Source organism: Streptomyces sp. NPDC002520 (genome assembly GCF_053595235.1).
Genome location: NZ_JBSFXG010000011.1, coordinates 41,628 through 57,419, shown reverse-complemented (window position 1 = coordinate 57,419; position 15,792 = coordinate 41,628). Strand labels below are relative to the sequence as shown.

At 71.1% G+C, this 15,792-nt stretch carries 15 protein-coding genes and 1 tRNA gene; 3 read left to right on the top strand and 13 right to left on the bottom strand.

The genetic code is table 11. From position 1 onward, the window contains the following. Nucleotides 1-106: 106 nt before the first annotated feature. The 4 genes from ACWD5D_RS17710 to ACWD5D_RS17695 form a co-directional block, all read right to left on the bottom strand. Nucleotides 107-340 (bottom strand): hypothetical protein, encoded by a 234-nt coding sequence (locus ACWD5D_RS17710; RefSeq protein ID WP_451373612.1) that lies wholly within the window; start codon nucleotides 338-340, stop codon nucleotides 107-109. Between the two features lie 93 nt (nucleotides 341-433). Beyond that, entirely contained in the window at nucleotides 434-1,318 is an 885-nt protein-coding gene (locus ACWD5D_RS17705; protein ID WP_451373611.1) for an SDR family oxidoreductase, read from the bottom strand. Next, nucleotides 1,315-2,268, bottom strand: coding sequence for an alpha/beta fold hydrolase (locus ACWD5D_RS17700; RefSeq protein WP_451373610.1), 954 nt, complete (start codon nucleotides 2,266-2,268; stop codon nucleotides 1,315-1,317). Before ACWD5D_RS17700 ends, ACWD5D_RS17705 begins: the two co-directional genes overlap by 4 nt. Then, nucleotides 2,265-3,899 carry a flavin-containing monooxygenase gene (locus ACWD5D_RS17695; protein ID WP_451373609.1) on the bottom strand — a complete coding sequence of 545 codons (1,635 nt, stop codon included), beginning with the start codon at nucleotides 3,897-3,899 and terminating at the stop codon, nucleotides 2,265-2,267. Before ACWD5D_RS17695 ends, ACWD5D_RS17700 begins: the two co-directional genes overlap by 4 nt. Nucleotides 3,900-4,139: 240 nt before the next feature. Here ACWD5D_RS17695 and ACWD5D_RS17690 point away from each other — a divergent pair, with 240 nt between their 5' ends. Further along, on the top strand, nucleotides 4,140-4,760 hold the full coding sequence (locus tag ACWD5D_RS17690; protein ID WP_451373758.1) for a MerR family transcriptional regulator: 621 nt from the start codon (nucleotides 4,140-4,142) through the stop codon (nucleotides 4,758-4,760). 13 nt (nucleotides 4,761-4,773) lie between these two features. Here the strand turns inward: ACWD5D_RS17690 and ACWD5D_RS17685 are convergent, their stop codons facing one another. Further along, entirely contained in the window at nucleotides 4,774-5,577 is an 804-nt protein-coding gene (locus tag ACWD5D_RS17685; protein WP_451373608.1) for an exodeoxyribonuclease III, read from the bottom strand. 68 nt (nucleotides 5,578-5,645) lie between these two features. Between ACWD5D_RS17685 and ACWD5D_RS17680 the strand changes: the two genes are divergently transcribed. Continuing rightward, the gene (locus ACWD5D_RS17680) at nucleotides 5,646-6,122 is read left to right on the top strand and encodes a GNAT family N-acetyltransferase (RefSeq protein WP_451373607.1); all 477 of its coding nucleotides are present in this window, start codon (nucleotides 5,646-5,648) and stop codon (nucleotides 6,120-6,122) included. Nucleotides 6,123-6,169: 47 nt separating this feature from the next. Here ACWD5D_RS17680 and ACWD5D_RS17675 read toward each other — a convergent pair. From ACWD5D_RS17675 to galU, 7 genes are all read right to left on the bottom strand, one after another. Then, nucleotides 6,170-6,243 (bottom strand) — tRNA-Ala (locus ACWD5D_RS17675). A gap of 187 nt (nucleotides 6,244-6,430) precedes the next feature. Then, a complete protein-coding gene (sepX, locus tag ACWD5D_RS17670; protein WP_451373606.1) occupies nucleotides 6,431-7,756 on the bottom strand; it encodes a divisome protein SepX/GlpR in 1,326 nt (441 codons plus the stop codon). A 238-nt stretch (nucleotides 7,757-7,994) separates the two neighbouring features. Then, complete coding sequence (locus ACWD5D_RS17665; protein ID WP_451373605.1) at nucleotides 7,995-8,624, bottom strand: GNAT family N-acetyltransferase; 630 nt, start codon at nucleotides 8,622-8,624, stop codon at nucleotides 7,995-7,997. 20 nt (nucleotides 8,625-8,644) lie between these two features. Beyond that, nucleotides 8,645-9,142, bottom strand: coding sequence for a MogA/MoaB family molybdenum cofactor biosynthesis protein (locus ACWD5D_RS17660; protein WP_451373604.1), 498 nt, complete (start codon nucleotides 9,140-9,142; stop codon nucleotides 8,645-8,647). Continuing rightward, nucleotides 9,139-9,618, bottom strand: a complete 480-nt coding sequence (gene moaC, locus ACWD5D_RS17655; protein WP_451373603.1) for a cyclic pyranopterin monophosphate synthase MoaC — start codon at nucleotides 9,616-9,618, stop codon at nucleotides 9,139-9,141. Before moaC ends, ACWD5D_RS17660 begins: the two co-directional genes overlap by 4 nt. A gap of 197 nt (nucleotides 9,619-9,815) precedes the next feature. After that, nucleotides 9,816-11,138: a molybdotransferase-like divisome protein Glp gene (gene glp / locus ACWD5D_RS17650; protein ID WP_451373602.1), complete on the bottom strand. Its 1,323-nt coding sequence runs from the start codon at nucleotides 11,136-11,138 to the stop codon at nucleotides 9,816-9,818. Continuing rightward, nucleotides 11,135-12,046: a UTP--glucose-1-phosphate uridylyltransferase GalU gene (gene galU / locus ACWD5D_RS17645; RefSeq protein WP_451373601.1), complete on the bottom strand. Its 912-nt coding sequence runs from the start codon at nucleotides 12,044-12,046 to the stop codon at nucleotides 11,135-11,137. Before galU ends, glp begins: the two co-directional genes overlap by 4 nt. A 132-nt stretch (nucleotides 12,047-12,178) precedes the next feature. Between galU and ACWD5D_RS17640 the strand changes: the two genes are divergently transcribed. Continuing rightward, on the top strand, nucleotides 12,179-12,760 hold the full coding sequence (locus ACWD5D_RS17640; RefSeq protein WP_451373757.1) for a 5-formyltetrahydrofolate cyclo-ligase: 582 nt from the start codon (nucleotides 12,179-12,181) through the stop codon (nucleotides 12,758-12,760). A gap of 191 nt (nucleotides 12,761-12,951) precedes the next feature. Here the strand turns inward: ACWD5D_RS17640 and ACWD5D_RS17635 are convergent, their stop codons facing one another. Next, a complete protein-coding gene (locus ACWD5D_RS17635; RefSeq protein ID WP_451373600.1) occupies nucleotides 12,952-15,792 on the bottom strand; it encodes a penicillin acylase family protein in 2,841 nt (946 codons plus the stop codon).

The following is a 15,792-nucleotide window of genomic DNA, read 5'->3' as shown; positions in this document are numbered from 1 at the left end:
ACCCAGCCGCACCCGACAACGCACCGCACCGCCCCACGACAAAAACGTGGGGCACCCCAAAAAGATGGGGTACCCCACGCCTCACGGCCGAAGCCGAGCGCAGCGGCTACGCGTCGTAGTCGCCGTCGAACCGCTCCTCGTCGGTGTCACGGTGACCCGACTGCGGCCGCCCGCTCTGCGGACCGCGCTGCGGCTGACCGCCCTGCGTGCCACGCTGGGGCTGGCCGCCCTGCTGACCACCACGCTGCGGCTGGCCGTGCTGACCGGCCTTCTCACGAGCCTGCTCGATCTTCTGCTTGCCCTGGCCCTGCATCTGGCCGGCCTTGTCCTTCATACCCATGTGGGTTCACTCCCGATGTGGGTGAGGTGGGGGGTTGGCCCCTCGGAGGGGCCTCGACCAGCGTCACACGGGCGAACACGCTGCGCATGTCGATCAGTTACGGTGCGTAGTCCGCGCCTCCTCGTCGGCCGCCCCACCTGCACCGACGAGCCCGGAACTCATCCCCTGCAACCGGGGCGCGAACCGCTTCATCTCGCGCTGCCCGACCGTCCCGATGAGCGCCGGCAGGTACCCGCGCACACCCTGCATGCCCCGCAGCCACCACTGCCCGTAGACGTGCGCCGAGCGCCGCTCGATGCCGTCGGCGATCCGGTCCACCGCCGGCCCCAGCGGGTACGTCTTGTTCGACGGCCACGGCAGCCGCTGCCGCAGCTCCCGCATGACGTCGTCCTGGTCGGCCCCGCGCACCATGTCGGTGTCGGTCCACGACAGGTACCCGACACCGACCCGCACACCCTGGTAGCCGACCTCGGCCCGCAGACTGTGCGCGTACGCCTCCACACCCGACTTGGACGCGCAGTACGCCGTCATCATCGGCGCCGGCGTCATCGCGGCGAGCGAGGCGATCTGCAGCAGGTAGCCGCGGCTCTCGACCAGCACCGGCAGGAACGCGCGGGCGGTCACCGCCGAGCCGATCAGGTTGACCTCGATCACCCGGCGCCAGGCCCCCGGATCGGAGTCCATGAACGGGCCGCCCGTCGCCACACCGGCGTTGGCGACCACGATGTCGACCTTCCCGAACCGCTCCTTCACCTCCTGCGCGACCCGGCCCATCGCCTCGTGGTCGGTGACGTCGGCGTACCAGTGGGCGCTGTCGCTGTGCAGCCGCTCGGAGACCTCCTTGAGCGCCTCCTCCTCCAGCCCGACCAGCGCGACCTTGGCACCGCGCGCGGAGAGCTTGCGCGCGAGCAACTCACCGACGCCGCGCGCCGCTCCGGTGACGACGGCGACCTGTCCTTCGAGGCTGACCCTGCTCATGCGCCCTCCTTGAGCTGCGCGGGGGTGGTGTGGGACCCGGGGGTGTTCCCCGTGACGTACGTGGTGACGAGTTCCCGGATCCGGCCGGTGACCTTCTCCGGGGCCTCGATCGGGGTCATGTGGCCGACGCCCGTCAGCTCCGTGAGGCCGACGCACTGGGGCAGCGCGGCGACCAGCGCGCGGGCGTGCACGCGGGGCGTGAGCCGGTCGGAGGCGCCGTGCACCACCGCGGTGGGCACACGCAACTCCCGTACGCCGTGGTCGAGATCGAGCGCCTCGAGCACGGCACCCCAGGCCTGACGCACGCGGCGCGGGCAGGCGTGCACGATCCGCGCGCAGGCCTCCACCATGTGCGGGGCCGAACCGGCGCCCATCGTGGCGTACTTGAGGACGCTCTTCGCGACCGGCGAGACCGGCCCGAGCGGAACGGAGGAGCCGAGGACGCGACCGGTGAGCCAGGTGCGCACCCGGCCGGCGCGCATCGGCAGCACGCTCGCCTCGGCGACCAGCCGCGAACTTCCGGTGCTGCACAGCAGGACGGCCGCGGCGTGCTCCAGGAAGCGGGGACGCTCCGAGGCCGCCATGACGGTCATGCCGCCCATGGAGTGGCCGACGATCAGGGCCTTCTCGCCGCGTTCCAGCGTCTCGGCGAGCACCGCTTCGAGGTCGTCCGCGAGCGCGGTCGTGGTGCACGCGGAACTCGCGGGACTGCGTCCGTGGCCCCTCTGGTCGTACGCGATCACCCGGTGGTCGATCGCCAACTCCCGTATCTGCGCCGCCCAGAAGGCGGTCGAACAGGTCCAGCCGTGGGAGAGGACGACCGGGGGCGCGTCCTCGGGCCCGTGCACCTCGACGTACAGCCGGGCGCCGTCGGCGGAGGTCACGGCGAGGGTGCGGGCGGGGGCCGGCGGAGCGTAGGGGCCGCTGGCGACGGAGGTGAGACGACTCATGCGGCGGCCTCGCTCTTCTTCCCGGCAGTCTCGCCCTTCCCCGCGGCCTTGCGCGCGCCCGCGCCGGCCTTCCCGGCGGCCTTCCGCGCCACGGTGTTCTCGTCCGCGGCCCTCTTCTCGTCCACCCGCTTCTCGTCCACCCGCTTCTCGTCCACCCGTTCGGGCTTGCGGATGACCTCGTACTCCGCCAGGTCCACCCGCTGGGTGGCACGCCGGAACTCCGTGGTCGTACCGGGCCAGATGGTGGTGTTGCGGCCGCTCGCGTCGAGGTACCAGCTGGTGCAGCCGCCGGTGTTCCACACGGTCCGCTTCATCCGCTCCTGGACCCGGTGGTTCCAGAGGTCGACGGCGGCCGGCCGGGCGTCGAGGGCGGTACGGCCGCCCAGGACGCCGAGCTGGCGCAGGTAGTCGGCCATGTAGTTCAGCTGGGACTCGATCATGAGGATCATGGAGGAGTTCCCGAGGCCGGTGTTGGGCCCGATGATCGTCATCCAGTTCGGGAAGCCGGTGGCCGAGGCGCCGCGCAGCGCCTGCATCCCGCCCTTCCAGGACTCCGCGAGAGTGAAGCCCTCCGCGCCGACCACACGCTCGGCGATGGGCATGTCCGTGACGTGGAAGCCCGTACCGAAGATGATCGCGTCGACCTCGGCCTCGGTGCCGTCGGCGGCCACGACGGTCGACCCGCGGATCTCACTGAGCCCGCTCGCCACGACGTCCACATTCGGCCGGGCGAGGGCCGGGTAGTACTCGCTGGACAGCAGGATCCGCTTGCAGCCGATGCGGTAGTCGGGGGTGAGCCTGGCACGCAGGGCCGGGTCCTTGATGGCGCGGGCGATGTTGCGCTTGGCGAGCCGCTCGACCATGCCGAGCTCCTCGGGGTGCTTGGTGAAGGCCTGCACCTGGAGTTCGCGGATGCCCCAGAGCAGTCCGCGCCGCAGCTGGGTGGTGAAGGGCAGTGCCCGGTGCAGCATCCGCTCGGCACCGCTGATGGCGCGGTCCATGCGCGGCATGACCCACGCGGGGGTGCGCTGGAAGAGCGTGAGCCGGCCCACCTGACGCTGGATCGCGGGCACGATCTGGATGGCGGAGGCACCGGTGCCGACCATGGCGACGCGCTTGCCGCGCAGGTCGTAGTCGTGGTCCCAGCGCGCGGAGTGGAACACCTTGCCCGGGAAGGAGTCCAGACCCGGTATCTCGGGGACCTTCGGATCGGACAGCGGCCCGGTGGCGGAGACGACCACGTCGGCGGTCAGCGACCCGCTCGTGGTCTCGATCTCCCACCGCAGCTGCTCCGTGTCCCACGTCATCAGCTTCACCTCGGAGCCGAAGCGGATGTGCGGCCGCAGCCCGAAGGTGTCGGTGACGTGCTCCAGGTAGGAGCGGATGTGCCGCTGCCCGGAGAAGGTGCGCGGCCAGTCGGGGTTGGGCGCGAAGGAGAAGGAGTAGAGGTGCGAGGGCACGTCACAGGCGCACCCGGGGTAACTGTTGTCCCGCCAGGTGCCGCCGACGCCGTCGGCCCGCTCCAGGACGACGAAGTCGGTGATCCCTTCGCGGCGCAGCCGCACGGCGGCCCCCAACCCGCCGAACCCGGACCCGATCACCGCCACTCGTACATGCTCGTGCTCGGCCATCCCGAAGCCTCCACGTATCTCGCCGTATCTCGCCAACGACTCCGCCAGTAAACACTGGCGCAATGGGAGGACTGTAGAACAGCGCCGTACCGAGCGGTAGGGGGCGGAAGAGGGAAAGTTACCGGCGGTACAACATAGGCTTCGGGCGTGGCAGACGACGGCGAACACGCGAGCGGACAGGAAGCCGGGCAGGAAACCGGACCGGAAAACGGACAGGTCGGCGCACCGCGCGAGTACCGCATGGAGGAACTGGCCCGCCTGGCCGGCATCACCGTGCGCACCCTGCGCTTCTACCGCGAACGCAAGCTGATCCCGCCCCCGCGCCGCGAGGGCCGCATCGCCTGGTACGACGACCACCACCTGGCCCGCCTGCGCACCATCTCGGCACTCCTGGAACGCGGCCACACCCTCAGCGGCATCGCGGAACTGGCCGAGGCCCTCGACCACGGCCGGGACGTCGCCGACCTCCTGGGCGTCGCCACCCCCACCGAGGAGGAGCCGGTCCGGCTCACCCCCGAGGAACTCGCCGCCCGCTTCGAGGGCCAGGTCACCGCCGAGAACCTCGCCGCCGCCCTGAACCTCGGCTACCTCGGCACCGACGGCGACGAGATCGTCCACATCAGCCGCCGCCTGCTCGACGTCTCCTCGGCCCTGGTCCGCGAGGGCATCCCCCTCGCCGAGGTCCTCACCGCCGGCCGGCGCGTCCGCGAACACGCCGACGCCCTGGCCGAACTCTTCACCGACCTCATCCTCCGCCACGCCCCCGAGGAGGACCTGCTCCGCCTGCGCCCCCTCGCCCGCAGCGTGGTGGAGGCGGAACTGTCGCTGGCGCTGGATCGGCGGCTGAACAAGCGGGACTAGCGCGCGCCGCGACCTACAGGTCGTACACCACGGTCACCGGCGCGTGGTCGGACCACCGCTCGGCGTGCGTGGCCGCGCGCTCGACGAACCCCTTGACCGCCTTCCCCGCGAGCCGCGGGGTGGTGATCTGATAATCGATGCGCCATCCCGAATCATTGTCGAAAGCCCGCCCCCGGTACGACCACCAGGTGTACGGGCCCTCCGCGTCGGGGTGCAGGGTGCGCACGACGTCGACGTAGCCGCCGTCCTCGGCGGTGAGGACACGGCCGAGCCAGTCCCGCTCCTCGGGCAGGAAGCCCGAGTTCTTGGTGTTGCCGCGCCAGTTCTTGAGGTCGGCCTGCTGGTGGGCGATGTTCCAGTCGCCGCAGACGACCACCTCGCGCCCGTCGGCGGCCGCCCGTGCGCGCAGGTCCTTGAGGTGGGTGAGGAACTCGTCCATGAAGCGGACCTTCTCGTCCTGCCGCTCGGTGCCGACCTCGCCGGAGGGCAGGTAGAGGGAGGCGACGGTGACGCCGGGCAGGTCGGCCTCGACGTAGCGTCCGCTGCCGTCGAACTCGGCCGAGCCGAAGCCGACCCGGACGCGGTCGGGCTCGCGGCGCGTGTAGAGGGAGACGCCGGCGCGGCCCTTGGCGGCAGCCGGGGCGTGCACGACGTGCCAGCCGTCGGGCTGCCGGACCTCCTCGGGCAGCTGGTGCGCCTCCGCACGCACCTCCTGCAGGCAGACAACGTCCGCGGAGGTCTGGGCGAGCCACTCCACGAAGCCCTTCTTGGCAGCGGCCCGCAGTCCGTTCACGTTCACCGAGGTCACAGTCAGCACCAGGGCACGATACCGGCACACTGGGAACGTCCGATGCCCCACGTTCGCATAGAAGTACGATTCTTCGCATGAATATACGCCGCGTCCGCTTCGATCATCCCGACGCCGTCAAGCTCAACGACGAGGTCCAGGCCGAGTACGACCTGCGCTACGGCGACGGCGGCGACGCGACCGCCCTCGACGCCACGGACTTCGACCCGCCCCGGGGCGTCTACCTGATCGCGTACGACGAGCACGACCGCCCGGTCGCCACCGGCGGCTGGCGCAGCCAGGACGAGAACGGCCAGGGCAACGAGGACGGCGACGCCGAACTCAAGCGCATGTTCGTCGTCGACGGAATGCGCGGCCGGGGCCTGGCCCGCCGCATGCTCGATGCGTTGGAGGAGGACGCCCGCATGGCCGGCCGCGTCCGGATGGTCCTGGAGACCGGGACCAAGCAGCCGGAGGCCATCGCCCTGTACACCTCGAGCGGGTACGAGCCCTGCACCAAGTTCGGCTACTACCGTCACCACGAGGACAGCCGCTGCTTCGCGAAGCGGCTCTGAACGTGCTGAAGCCCCGGTCGGTTTCCCGACCGGGGCTTCATGCTGCGTGGACCTGAGGGGATTTGAACCCCTGGCCCCCTCGATGCGAACGAGGTGCGCTACCGGACTGCGCCACAGGCCCTTGCAACGAGTGAAACTCTAGCATCCCGATCCGGGTGCCCGGAAATCCGCTCCCGGACTGGTCAGGGGTCTGGTCAGGGGCCGGGTGTCGGCCCGTACCCCCGGCGGCGTGACGACGGCCACCCGGCGGCCGTGAGTCACTCGTTGACGCCGGTCACTCGTTGACGCGGGCCACTCGTTGACGCCGGTCACTCGTTGGCTGCGCGCGGGCGGTCGCCTTCTTCGTACTGGTCGAACAGCGGCGTGCGTCCGCGTTCGCGTGCCCGGCGGGTCGAGGCGGCGCCGGGGGTCGCTCCGCGCGAGCGCCGTCGAGCCTGGGGGCGGCCGTCGCCGCGGCCGTCCGTCGGCTTGTCCTCGGCGTCGGGCGACGCCGGCTTGTCCGCCGAGGGCTCCGGCGCGTGGCCCGCCTCCTGCTCCGGCGCGACCGGGCTGGAGCGCGCCGAGCTCCAGGCGTCGGGGGCGCCCAGGTCGACGTCGGAGGTGGCCCGGGGTGCGACGGGTGCGGTGACGTACGTGGGCAGGGGCACCGGCACCGGGTCCCAGCTGTCCCCGTGGCCGGGCCGCCGCCGGCGCTCGCGCTGCTGGTCGACCCACTCGGCGTGGTCGGTCTGCTCGACGAGGGCGCGCCGGTCCGCGGCGAGCGAGGCGGAGAGTGCGGGGTCGGTCGCGGGTCCTGGGACCCCGTCCGATTCGTCCGCGCCGGCGTCCGCGGCGAGGGGTGCACGCCGGCGCGGCTGGCGTACGCGCTCCCGCAGCTGCTGGGCCGCGACCTCGGCGCGCCGGCGGTCCATCTGGTAGGCGAAGCGGCGGCGCTCCTGCGTGCGCAGGTAGGCGATGTACGTGCTGAGCAGGACGGCGGGCGCGGCGGGCGCCCACAGGAAGGCGAGTCCGCCGACGGCGGCGACGATCGCGCCGAGGCTGAAGGCGACGAACAGCAGCACGGTGGTGCGCCGCCGGCGTGCGAGCACCTTCGAGCGCTGGGCGCGCGCTGCCGCCGCCTGTCCCGAGGGTGCTCGCCGGTCGGACGGCACACGCCCCCGCGCAGGCGCGGGAGGGGACTTGGGTGCCGGTGCCGCCGCTTGGTCGCGGGCCGATGCCGCCGCTTGTTCGCGGGCCGGTGCCGCTTGATCGCGCGCCGGCACCGCCGCCTGGGCGCGTGCCGGACCCGCCGACTGCTCGCGTGCCGGTTCCGTCCGCCCGGGCGCCTCCGGCTCGGCCTCCGCACGGACCTGACGGCGGGTCGGAGGCATGGCGAAGGCCCGGACGTCCACCGAGTCGGTGACGGCGTCCGGGTCGCCGGCGTCCTGCTCCCCCTCCCGGGTGGAGCGCGCCCGCAGGTCCCTGGCGTACCGGCGCTCCATCCCCGCCCGTCCGGACAGCAGCCGGATGGCGGTACTGAAGCGTTCCGTCGGACGGGCCTCGTTCAGCTCGTCCTGCCTACGGAGCCACATAGGCACCAAGTAGGCGGCCCAGGCCCCGACAATGACTGCGTAGATGAGGCCGCTGCTGCTCACGCCTCACACGGTAGAGGGGTTTGCGTGAGGCCATCTGCCAATTGGGCCGGTGTGTCGCACGATCTGGCTGATATTTCGAGCTTTTTTTGCGACCGATGCGATCAGCGGACCACCGAAGTCGCGAATTGAATGCCCTCGAGACAGTCGGCGACCGGTCAATTTCGAACACATATTCAATTCCCGACGCTGTTCGCGACCGGCCCTTCCGGACTGCCTCTCCCGGACCCCCTCTTCGCAGCTACATGGGGCTGCCCGGACTGTCCTGCGTGTGCGACGCCCTGTGGGAGCGTGCCCGCTGCCAGCGTGCGAGCAACCCCTCGGGCACTTCTTCCGCCGTGAGGGCGTAGACGAGATGGTCGCGCCAGGCTCCGTCGATGTGCAGATATCGTGGGCGCAGCCCCTCCTCGCGGAATCCGAGTTTCTCCACGACCCGGCGGCTGGGCCGGTTCTCGGGGCGAATGCAGACCTCGATGCGGTGCAGCCCGACGGTGCGGAAACAGTGGTCCACCACGAGCGCGACGGCCGTCGGCATCACCCCGTGCCCGGCCACGCCCTCGTCCACCCAGTAGCCGATGTGCCCCGAGCACATCGATCCCCAGGTGATCCCGGCGACCGTCAACTGCCCGACGAGGCGCCCCTGGTACTCGACGACGAACGGCAGCATCCGGCCCCCGCTCGCCTCGGAGCGCAGGTGCCGGACCATCTGCCGGTAGGTCGGCCGGTGCGTGATCGGCCCGCTCGGCGTGGGCGGCGGAATGGTCGCCTCCCAAGGGCGCAGCCACTCCCGGTTGCGCCGGTTCACCTCGCGCCAGGCCCGCTGGTCGCGCAGCTTTATCGGCCGGAGGACGACATCTCCGTCCGCCAGCACGACGGGCCAGGATGGGCTGTTCAGCTCGCACCCCCGCTGGGTCTCGCGTGGTCGCCGCCGCGGATCTGCTCGACGGCGTGCGTCAGCAGCGGCTGAAGGACGGCGAGGCCGTCCTTCACCCCGCCGGTGGAGCCGGGCAGATTGACGATCAGCGTCCGGCCCGCCACTCCGGCCAGGCCCCGGGACAGGGCGGCGGTCGGCACCTTCTCCCGGCCGAACGCGCGGATCGCCTCCGCGATGCCCGGCACCTCGTAGTCGATCACCGCGCGGGTCGCCTCGGGCGTGCGGTCCGTGGGCGAGATGCCGGTGCCGCCGGTGGTGACCACGGCGTCGTACCCGGCGTCGACACCGGCGCGCAGCGCCGCCTCCACGGGTGCCCCGTCCGGGACCACCTGGGGGCCGTCGACGTCGAAGCCGAAGCCCTTGAGGCCGTCGGCGACCAGGGGGCCTCCCCGGTCCTCGTAGACCCCGGCGGAAGCCCTGTTCGAGGCGGTGACCACCAGAGCGCGGTAGGTCATGCCCGGCTCCAGTGACCCGACTTGCCGCCCGTCTTCTCCTCCACGCGCACGTCCGTGATGACCGCTCCCTTGTCGACCGCCTTCACCATGTCGATCACGGTCAGCCCGGCGACCGCCACGGCGGTGAGCGCCTCCATCTCCACGCCCGTGCGGTCCGTCGTCTTCACCGTCGCCGTGATCTCCACGGCGTCGTCCGCGACCGACAGATCCAGTGTCACACCGGACACCGACAACGGGTGGCACAGCGGGATCAGGTCCGGGGTGCGCTTGGCGCCCATGATCCCGGCGATGCGCGCGGTGGCCAGGGCGTCACCCTTGGGTACACCCCCGCCCCGCAGCAGCTCGATCACGCGCGGTGACACCAGGACCCTGCCGCTCGCGCGGGCGGTGCGGGCTGTGACGTCCTTCCCGGAGACGTCGACCATACGGGCCGCGCCCGCGTCGTCGAGGTGCGTCAGTCGGTCCTGCGTACTCATGGTGTGTGGCGCTTCCCGGTCACGGCCCGTCGCCATGCGGGGCACAGGCCTGTTGTGCGCGACACGGTACCGCCAACTCGGGGCGGGCAGCGGGGCAGGACCCTCGGGCAGGCCGGGACCGGCCGCACGCGCGTGTGCGGCCGGTCGGAGGGCGGCTGGTCTGCCGGTCAGCGGCCAGTTGGTCGGCCGGTCGGCGGTCAGCCGAGCAGGACGACCTCGACCTCCGTGCCGGGCTCGGCGGAGTCCCTGTCCTCGGGAAGGACGATCAGCGCGTCGGCGTGGGCCAGCGCCGCGATCAGATGGGAGCCGGCGCCGCCGACGGGGGTCACCTCGCCGTCGGCGTACGTCCCGCGCAGGAACTGCCGGCGCCCCTGGGGCGAGCTGAGTGCCTTCTCCGCTCGCAGGGTGGCGCGGGTGCGGGGCCGGTGGACGTCGTCCAGGCCCATGAGGGTGCGGATCGCGGGGCGGACGAACAGCTCGAAGGAGACGTACGACGACACGGGGTTGCCGGGCAGGGCCAGCAGGGGGGTGTGGTCGGGGCCGATGGAGCCGAAGCCCTGGGGCTTGCCGGGCTGCATGGCGAGCTTGCGGAACTCGACGCCGCTGCCCGCCTCGTCCTCGTCGCCGACGTGCGACAGCGCCTCCTTGACGACGTCGTACGCGCCGACGCTCACGCCGCCCGTGGTCACCATCAGGTCCGCGCGGACGAGTTGGTCCTCGATGGTGGAGCGCAGGGTGTCGGCGTCGTCGGCGACGGCGCCGACCCGGTAGGCGATGGCGCCCGCGTCGCGGGCGGCCGCGGTGAGGGCGAAGCTGTTGGAGTCGTAGATCTGGCCGTTGCCCAGTGCCTCGCCGGGCTGGACGAGTTCGCTGCCGGTGGACATGACGACCACGCGCGGGCGGGGGCGCACACGGACGGTGCCCCGGCCGATCGCGGCGAGCAGGGCGATCTGCGGCGGGCCCAGGATCGTGCCCGCCTCCAGGGCGCGGTCGCCGGCCTTCACGTCGCTGCCCTTGGCGCGCACGTGCGCGCGTGCCTCGGCGGGGCGGTGCACGCGCACCTGCCCCTCGGCGCCCTCAGGGGCCAGAGTGCCGGCCCGCATCCCGCTCACGGGTCCCTCGCCGAGTCCACCGTCGGTCCACTCGACGGGGACGACGGCCTCGGCGCCGGGCGGCAGCGGGGCGCCGGTCATGATGCGCGCGGCCTGCCCGGGGCCGACGTGGACGAGGTCGGCGGCGCCCGCCGCGACGTCCCCGACGACTTCGAGGACGGCCGGGAACTCCTCGCTCGCGCCCGCGACATCCGCGACCCGCACCGCGTACCCGTCCATGGAGCTGTTGTCGAACGGGGGCAGGGACACCGGCACCATCACGTCCTCGACCAGGACGCAGCCCTGGGCGTCGAGGAGTTGCAGCTCGATGGGGTCGAGCGGACGGACGGTGTTGAGGATGTCCTCCAGGTGCTCGTCCACCGACCAGAGGTGGTCCGGGCCGGCGGGGCGGGACGCGGCGCTGCTCAACTCTCTTGCATCTCCTCGGCTACGTACGTGCGAAGCCAGGTCCGGAAGTCCGGGCCCAGGTCTTCACGTTCGCATGCCAGCCTGACAATGGCACGCAAGTAGTCGCCACGGTCGCCGGTGTCATAACGGCGGCCCTTGAAGACGACACCGTGCACCGGGCCGCCGACCTTCTCGTCCTGGGCCAGTTGCTGGAGCGCGTCGGTGAGCTGGATCTCGCCGCCGCGACCCGGCTCGGTCTTGCGGAGTATGTCGAAGATGTGCGGGTCGAGGACGTAACGGCCGATGATCGCGTAGTTCGACGGGGCGTCCGCCGGGTCCGGCTTCTCGACCAGGCCGGTCACCTTGACGACGTCGCTGTCGGCGGTGGCCTCCACGGCCGCGCTGCCGTAGAGGTGGATCTGCTCGGGGGCGACCTCCATGAGGGCGACCACGCTGCCGCCGTGCCGCTCCTGGATCTCGATCATGCGCTGGAGCAGGGGGTCACGGGGGTCGATCAGGTCGTCGCCGAGGAGGACGGCGAAGGGCTCGTGGCCGACGTGCGGGGCGGCGCACAGCACGGCGTGGCCGAGACCCCTGGGGTCGCCCTGGCGCACGTAGTGCATGGTGGCCAGGTCGCTGGACTCCTGCACCTTCGCGAGCCGGCCGGCGTCACCCTTCTTCTGGAGCGCCGATTCCAGCTCGTAGTTGCGGTCGAAGTGGTCCTCCAGGGGACGCTTGTTGCGTCCGGTGATCATGAGGACGTCGTCGAGCCCCGCCGACACGGCCTCCTCGACCACGTACTGGATCGCCGGCTTGTCGACAACCGGCAGCATCTCCTTCGGAGTGGCCTTGGTGGCCGGCAGGAACCGGGTACCGAGACCTGCTGCGGGAATGACAGCCTTGCTGATCCTGGGGTGCGACTGAGTCATGCCCGCAACCTTATCCGGTGCCTTTGCGGTGAATCTGCGGCTCCGGTCACTTCGCCCACATATGAGCACATCGAGAAGGATGCAGAGCGACCAGTGGAACACGACGGACGCACGGCCGAGCCTGACAAGCGAATGTGGCGGCGGGAGTTCCTCGCGGTGAGGAACAGGTTGACGGAGGATGTCGTCCGCGCAACGGGCGACGCGCTGGCCGAACGGGCCCTCGAACTGCCCGAACTGGCGCGTGCGCGCACGGTGGCGGCGTACGTCTCCGTCGGCACCGAGCCCGGCACGCTCGCGCTGCTGGAGGCGCTGCGGGCGCGGGGCGTGCGCGTGCTGCTTCCCGCGCTGCTGCCCGACAACGACCTCGACTGGGGCGAGTACACCGGCCCGGACTCCCTCGCACGGGTCCGGCACGGCGGAAAAATGGCACTGCTCGAACCCTCGGGAGCGCGCCTCGGCCCCGACGCGGTGAACGGCGCGGACGTCGTCCTGCTGCCGGGGCTCGCGGTCGACGCGCTCGGGATGCGGCTGGGGCGCGGCGGAGGCTCGTACGACCGCGTGCTCGCGCGCCTGGAGCGCGTGCGGGCCCGTCCGGCGCTCGTGGTGCTCCTGTACGACACGGAGGTCGTCGCACGGGTACCGGCGGAGGCGCACGACCGTCCGGTGCACGCGGTGGTGACGCCGTCGGGCGTGCGCCGCTTCACGAGCCCCTGATCCCGTCCGCACCCTCGATCCTGTCCCCGCACCTCGCGCCTCTCACGCCTCAGAGGTCACAGTTCGCGACTCGGCTCACGACTCACGGCTCACGGCTCACGGCTCACGGCTCACGGCTCATGCGAAATGGCCCTCCACGCGTGCGTGGAGGGCCATTTCGGCGGGTGTTCGGCAGGTGTGCCGTCAGCGGGTCACGGCTTGAGGACGAGGGTGTCGCTCGTGCTCTTGTCGACCGCCTTGCCGGAGAACGACCAGGGCAGCAGCTCGCCCTTGACCCACTTGCCGGTCTGGTCGGTGTAGTGGGCGCTGTAGGCGTGGCCCGAGGCACCCGTCAGGTTGATCCACTTGGACTTGTCGAGGTCGGCCAGGTTGACCACCATCCGCATCGACGGCACCCAGACGACGCCGTAGCCGCCGGCGGCGTTCCAGCCGGTCGCGTTGACGGTGGCCTCGCCGCCGCCGAGCTTCCAGGGGCCGCGGTTGAGGATGTACTGGAGGAACTCGGGGCCCTCGGTGCCGAGGGTCTGGTTCTTCAGGAACAGGCGGTGCAGCCGGCCCCAGCTCCAGGTGTCGATGTCCTTGCCGAGCTTGGCGGTCAGCTCCCAGCGGGCGTCGATCATGGCGCGCTCGAACAGCTGGTCCCGGTTCTCCGCCCCCGGGCGGGTGGACGACACCTTCGGCGTCTTCCACCAGTCGCTGTCCGGCTTGTCCATCAGCTGGCGCACGACCTCGAACCAGCGGTCGCCGCCGTCCGGCTGCGCCTGGTCGGCGTCGCGCTTGCCGCACTCGCGCACCTTGGTGTCCTCGTCCACCGGACCGGTGTTGTCGATCTTGTCGACCCACAGGCACTGGCCCTTGACGCGCAGTTCCTTGGGGAGCTTGTTGCCGAAGGCGAGCTTGAGGATGTTGCGCCAGACGGCGTTGAAGTACGCGGCCGCGGCCGAGTCGGCGTCCTGGGTGTAGTCCCAGCCCTCCAGCAGCTTCTGGGCCTCGCGGACGTTCTTGTCCGGCAGGTTGATCTTCAGCAGCTCGGGCACCAGGAGCTTGGCGATCTCACTGCTGTTGTCCAGCTGCATCTGACGCATGTCGTCGGTGGAGATCCTGCCGCCGTCCTTGATCTTGGACTCGATCAGGTCGGTGATGCGCTGGCTGCGGGTGCCGTAGCCCCAGTCGGTGGTCAGCGTGTACGGGTACTTGTCCTGGCCGATGACGGCCTGGTTGGCGGTGACGATGAAGCCCCGCTTGGGGTTGTACTCGTACGGCAGCTCGTTCTGCTGGACGAAGCCCGTCCAGCGGTACTTCGAGTCCCAGCCCGGCGCCGGGACGGAGCCGCTGTCCGCCGAGGTGCGGGCGGGGATCTTGCCGGGCAGGGTGTAGCCGATGTTCTCGGAGTCGGCGTAGACGAGGTTCTGCGAGGGCACGTCGAAGAGCGCGGCCGCGGACCGGAACTCGCTCCAGCCGGACGCCTTGTCCATGGCGAACACGGCGTCCATGGAGGTGCCCGGGTCGAGCGCGGTCCACCTCAGGGCGATGCCGTAGCCGTCGCCGCGGTCGGGTGCCGCGGTGGTGACGGTGGCCCGCTTGCCGACCTGGACGAGTTCGTCGTCACGGTCGGACAGCAGCGGCATCCCGTCGGCGGTCTGGCGCACGACGATCTTCTTGGAGCCGCCGCCGGCGATCTTGATCGTCTCCTCGCGGGTCCTGAAGGGCCGCACCTTGCCGTCGTACTGGTAGCCGTCGCCGGAGAGCTTCTCCAGGTAGAGGTCGGTGACGTCGACCCCGGAGTTCGTCATGCCCCAGGCGATGTCCGCGTTGTGACCGATGATCACACCGGGCATCCCGGCAAACGTGTAACCCGCGACGTCGAACTGGCACTTGCTGGAGACGGTCCGGCAGTGCAGGCCCATCTGGTACCAGACGGACGGCAACGACGGGGACAGGTGCGGGTCGTTGGCGAGCAGCGGGTGCCCGGTGATCGTGTGCTGCCCGGAGACGACCCAGGAGTTGGAGCCGATGCCCTGGCCGTTCACTCCGACGGCGGTGGGAATGTTGTCCAGGACCTTGTAGAGGCCCCCCAGCTGGCTCGTGAGCCCCGAACCGGACGAGGCCGAGGTCGAGGAGCCGGTCGTGCCGGTCGTGCCCTGAGAGCCGCTCGTGGCGCCGCCGCCCTGGGTGCCGCTCGTGCCGGTCCCGGTCGTGCCGGTCCCGCTCGTGACGTCGTTGCGCACGCCGTTCGGGGCGCCGCTCTGCTGGAAGCTCTTGGTCAGCTCGTCGTACTGGCCGTCCTGCACGATCGGCTTGTTGCGGCCGTCCGGGTACTGCGGGTACAGGTCCTGGATCTGCTGCGGGCCGAGGCGGCTGGTCATCAGCGCGCGGTCGATCTCGTCCTGCATGTTGCCGCGCAGGTCCCAGGCCATCGCCTTCAGCCAGGCGACCGAGTCGACCGGGGTCCACTTCGCGGGCTTGTAGTCGTTGGTGAGGCCCAGGGCCGCGTACTCCAGGGAGATGTCCTTGCCGTCCTTGCCCTGCAGGTAGGCGTTGACTCCCTCGGCGTACGCGTCGAGGTACTTCTTGGTGGAGGCCGACAGCTTGGTGTCGTACTCCTCCTTGGCCACACGGTCCCAGCCGAGGGTGCGCAGGAACGCGTCGTTGTCGACCTGACCCTTGCCGAACATCTCGGACAGGCGCCCGGACGTCATGTGGCGGCGCACGTCCATCTCGTAGAACCGGTCCTGCGCCTGGACGTAGCCCTGCGCCATGAACAGGTCCTCGTCGGACGAGGCGTAGATCTGCGGGATGCCGTAGCCGTCCCGCTTGACGTCGACGGGTCCCGAGAGTCCGTCGAGGGTGATCTCACCCTCGGTCCGCGGGAAGGAGGCGCGCACGGTGCCGATCGACCAGTACCCCCCGTAGGCGATGCCTCCGACGATGGCCAGGACGAGCACCAGCACGATAAGTCGGGCTTTGCGCCCCTTCTTCCTGCCGGACTTGCCGGGCTTGTCACCCGTTGTGGCGGTGGTGTTGGGGGGCAT

What these genes read in the sequence shown, in the direction of transcription:
- ACWD5D_RS17710 (WP_451373612.1), bottom strand. Translation starts at nt 340, where the DNA reads ATGGGTATGAAGGACAAGGCCGGCCAGATGCAGGGCCAGGGCAAGCAG.
- ACWD5D_RS17705 (WP_451373611.1), bottom strand. Translation starts at nt 1,318, where the DNA reads ATGAGCAGGGTCAGCCTCGAAGGACAGGTCGCCGTCGTCACCGGAGCG.
- ACWD5D_RS17700 (WP_451373610.1), bottom strand. Translation starts at nt 2,268, where the DNA reads ATGAGTCGTCTCACCTCCGTCGCCAGCGGCCCCTACGCTCCGCCGGCC.
- ACWD5D_RS17695 (WP_451373609.1), bottom strand. Translation starts at nt 3,899, where the DNA reads ATGGCCGAGCACGAGCATGTACGAGTGGCGGTGATCGGGTCCGGGTTC.
- ACWD5D_RS17690 (WP_451373758.1), top strand. Translation starts at nt 4,140, where the DNA reads ATGGAGGAACTGGCCCGCCTGGCCGGCATCACCGTGCGCACCCTGCGC.
- ACWD5D_RS17680 (WP_451373607.1), top strand. Translation starts at nt 5,646, where the DNA reads ATGAATATACGCCGCGTCCGCTTCGATCATCCCGACGCCGTCAAGCTC.
- ACWD5D_RS17660 (WP_451373604.1), bottom strand. Translation starts at nt 9,142, where the DNA reads ATGACCTACCGCGCTCTGGTGGTCACCGCCTCGAACAGGGCTTCCGCC.
- moaC (WP_451373603.1), bottom strand. Translation starts at nt 9,618, where the DNA reads ATGAGTACGCAGGACCGACTGACGCACCTCGACGACGCGGGCGCGGCC.
- galU (WP_451373601.1), bottom strand. Translation starts at nt 12,046, where the DNA reads ATGACTCAGTCGCACCCCAGGATCAGCAAGGCTGTCATTCCCGCAGCA.
- ACWD5D_RS17640 (WP_451373757.1), top strand. Translation starts at nt 12,179, where the DNA reads ATGTGGCGGCGGGAGTTCCTCGCGGTGAGGAACAGGTTGACGGAGGAT.
- ACWD5D_RS17635 (WP_451373600.1), bottom strand. Translation starts at nt 15,792, where the DNA reads ATGCCCCCCAACACCACCGCCACAACGGGTGACAAGCCCGGCAAGTCC.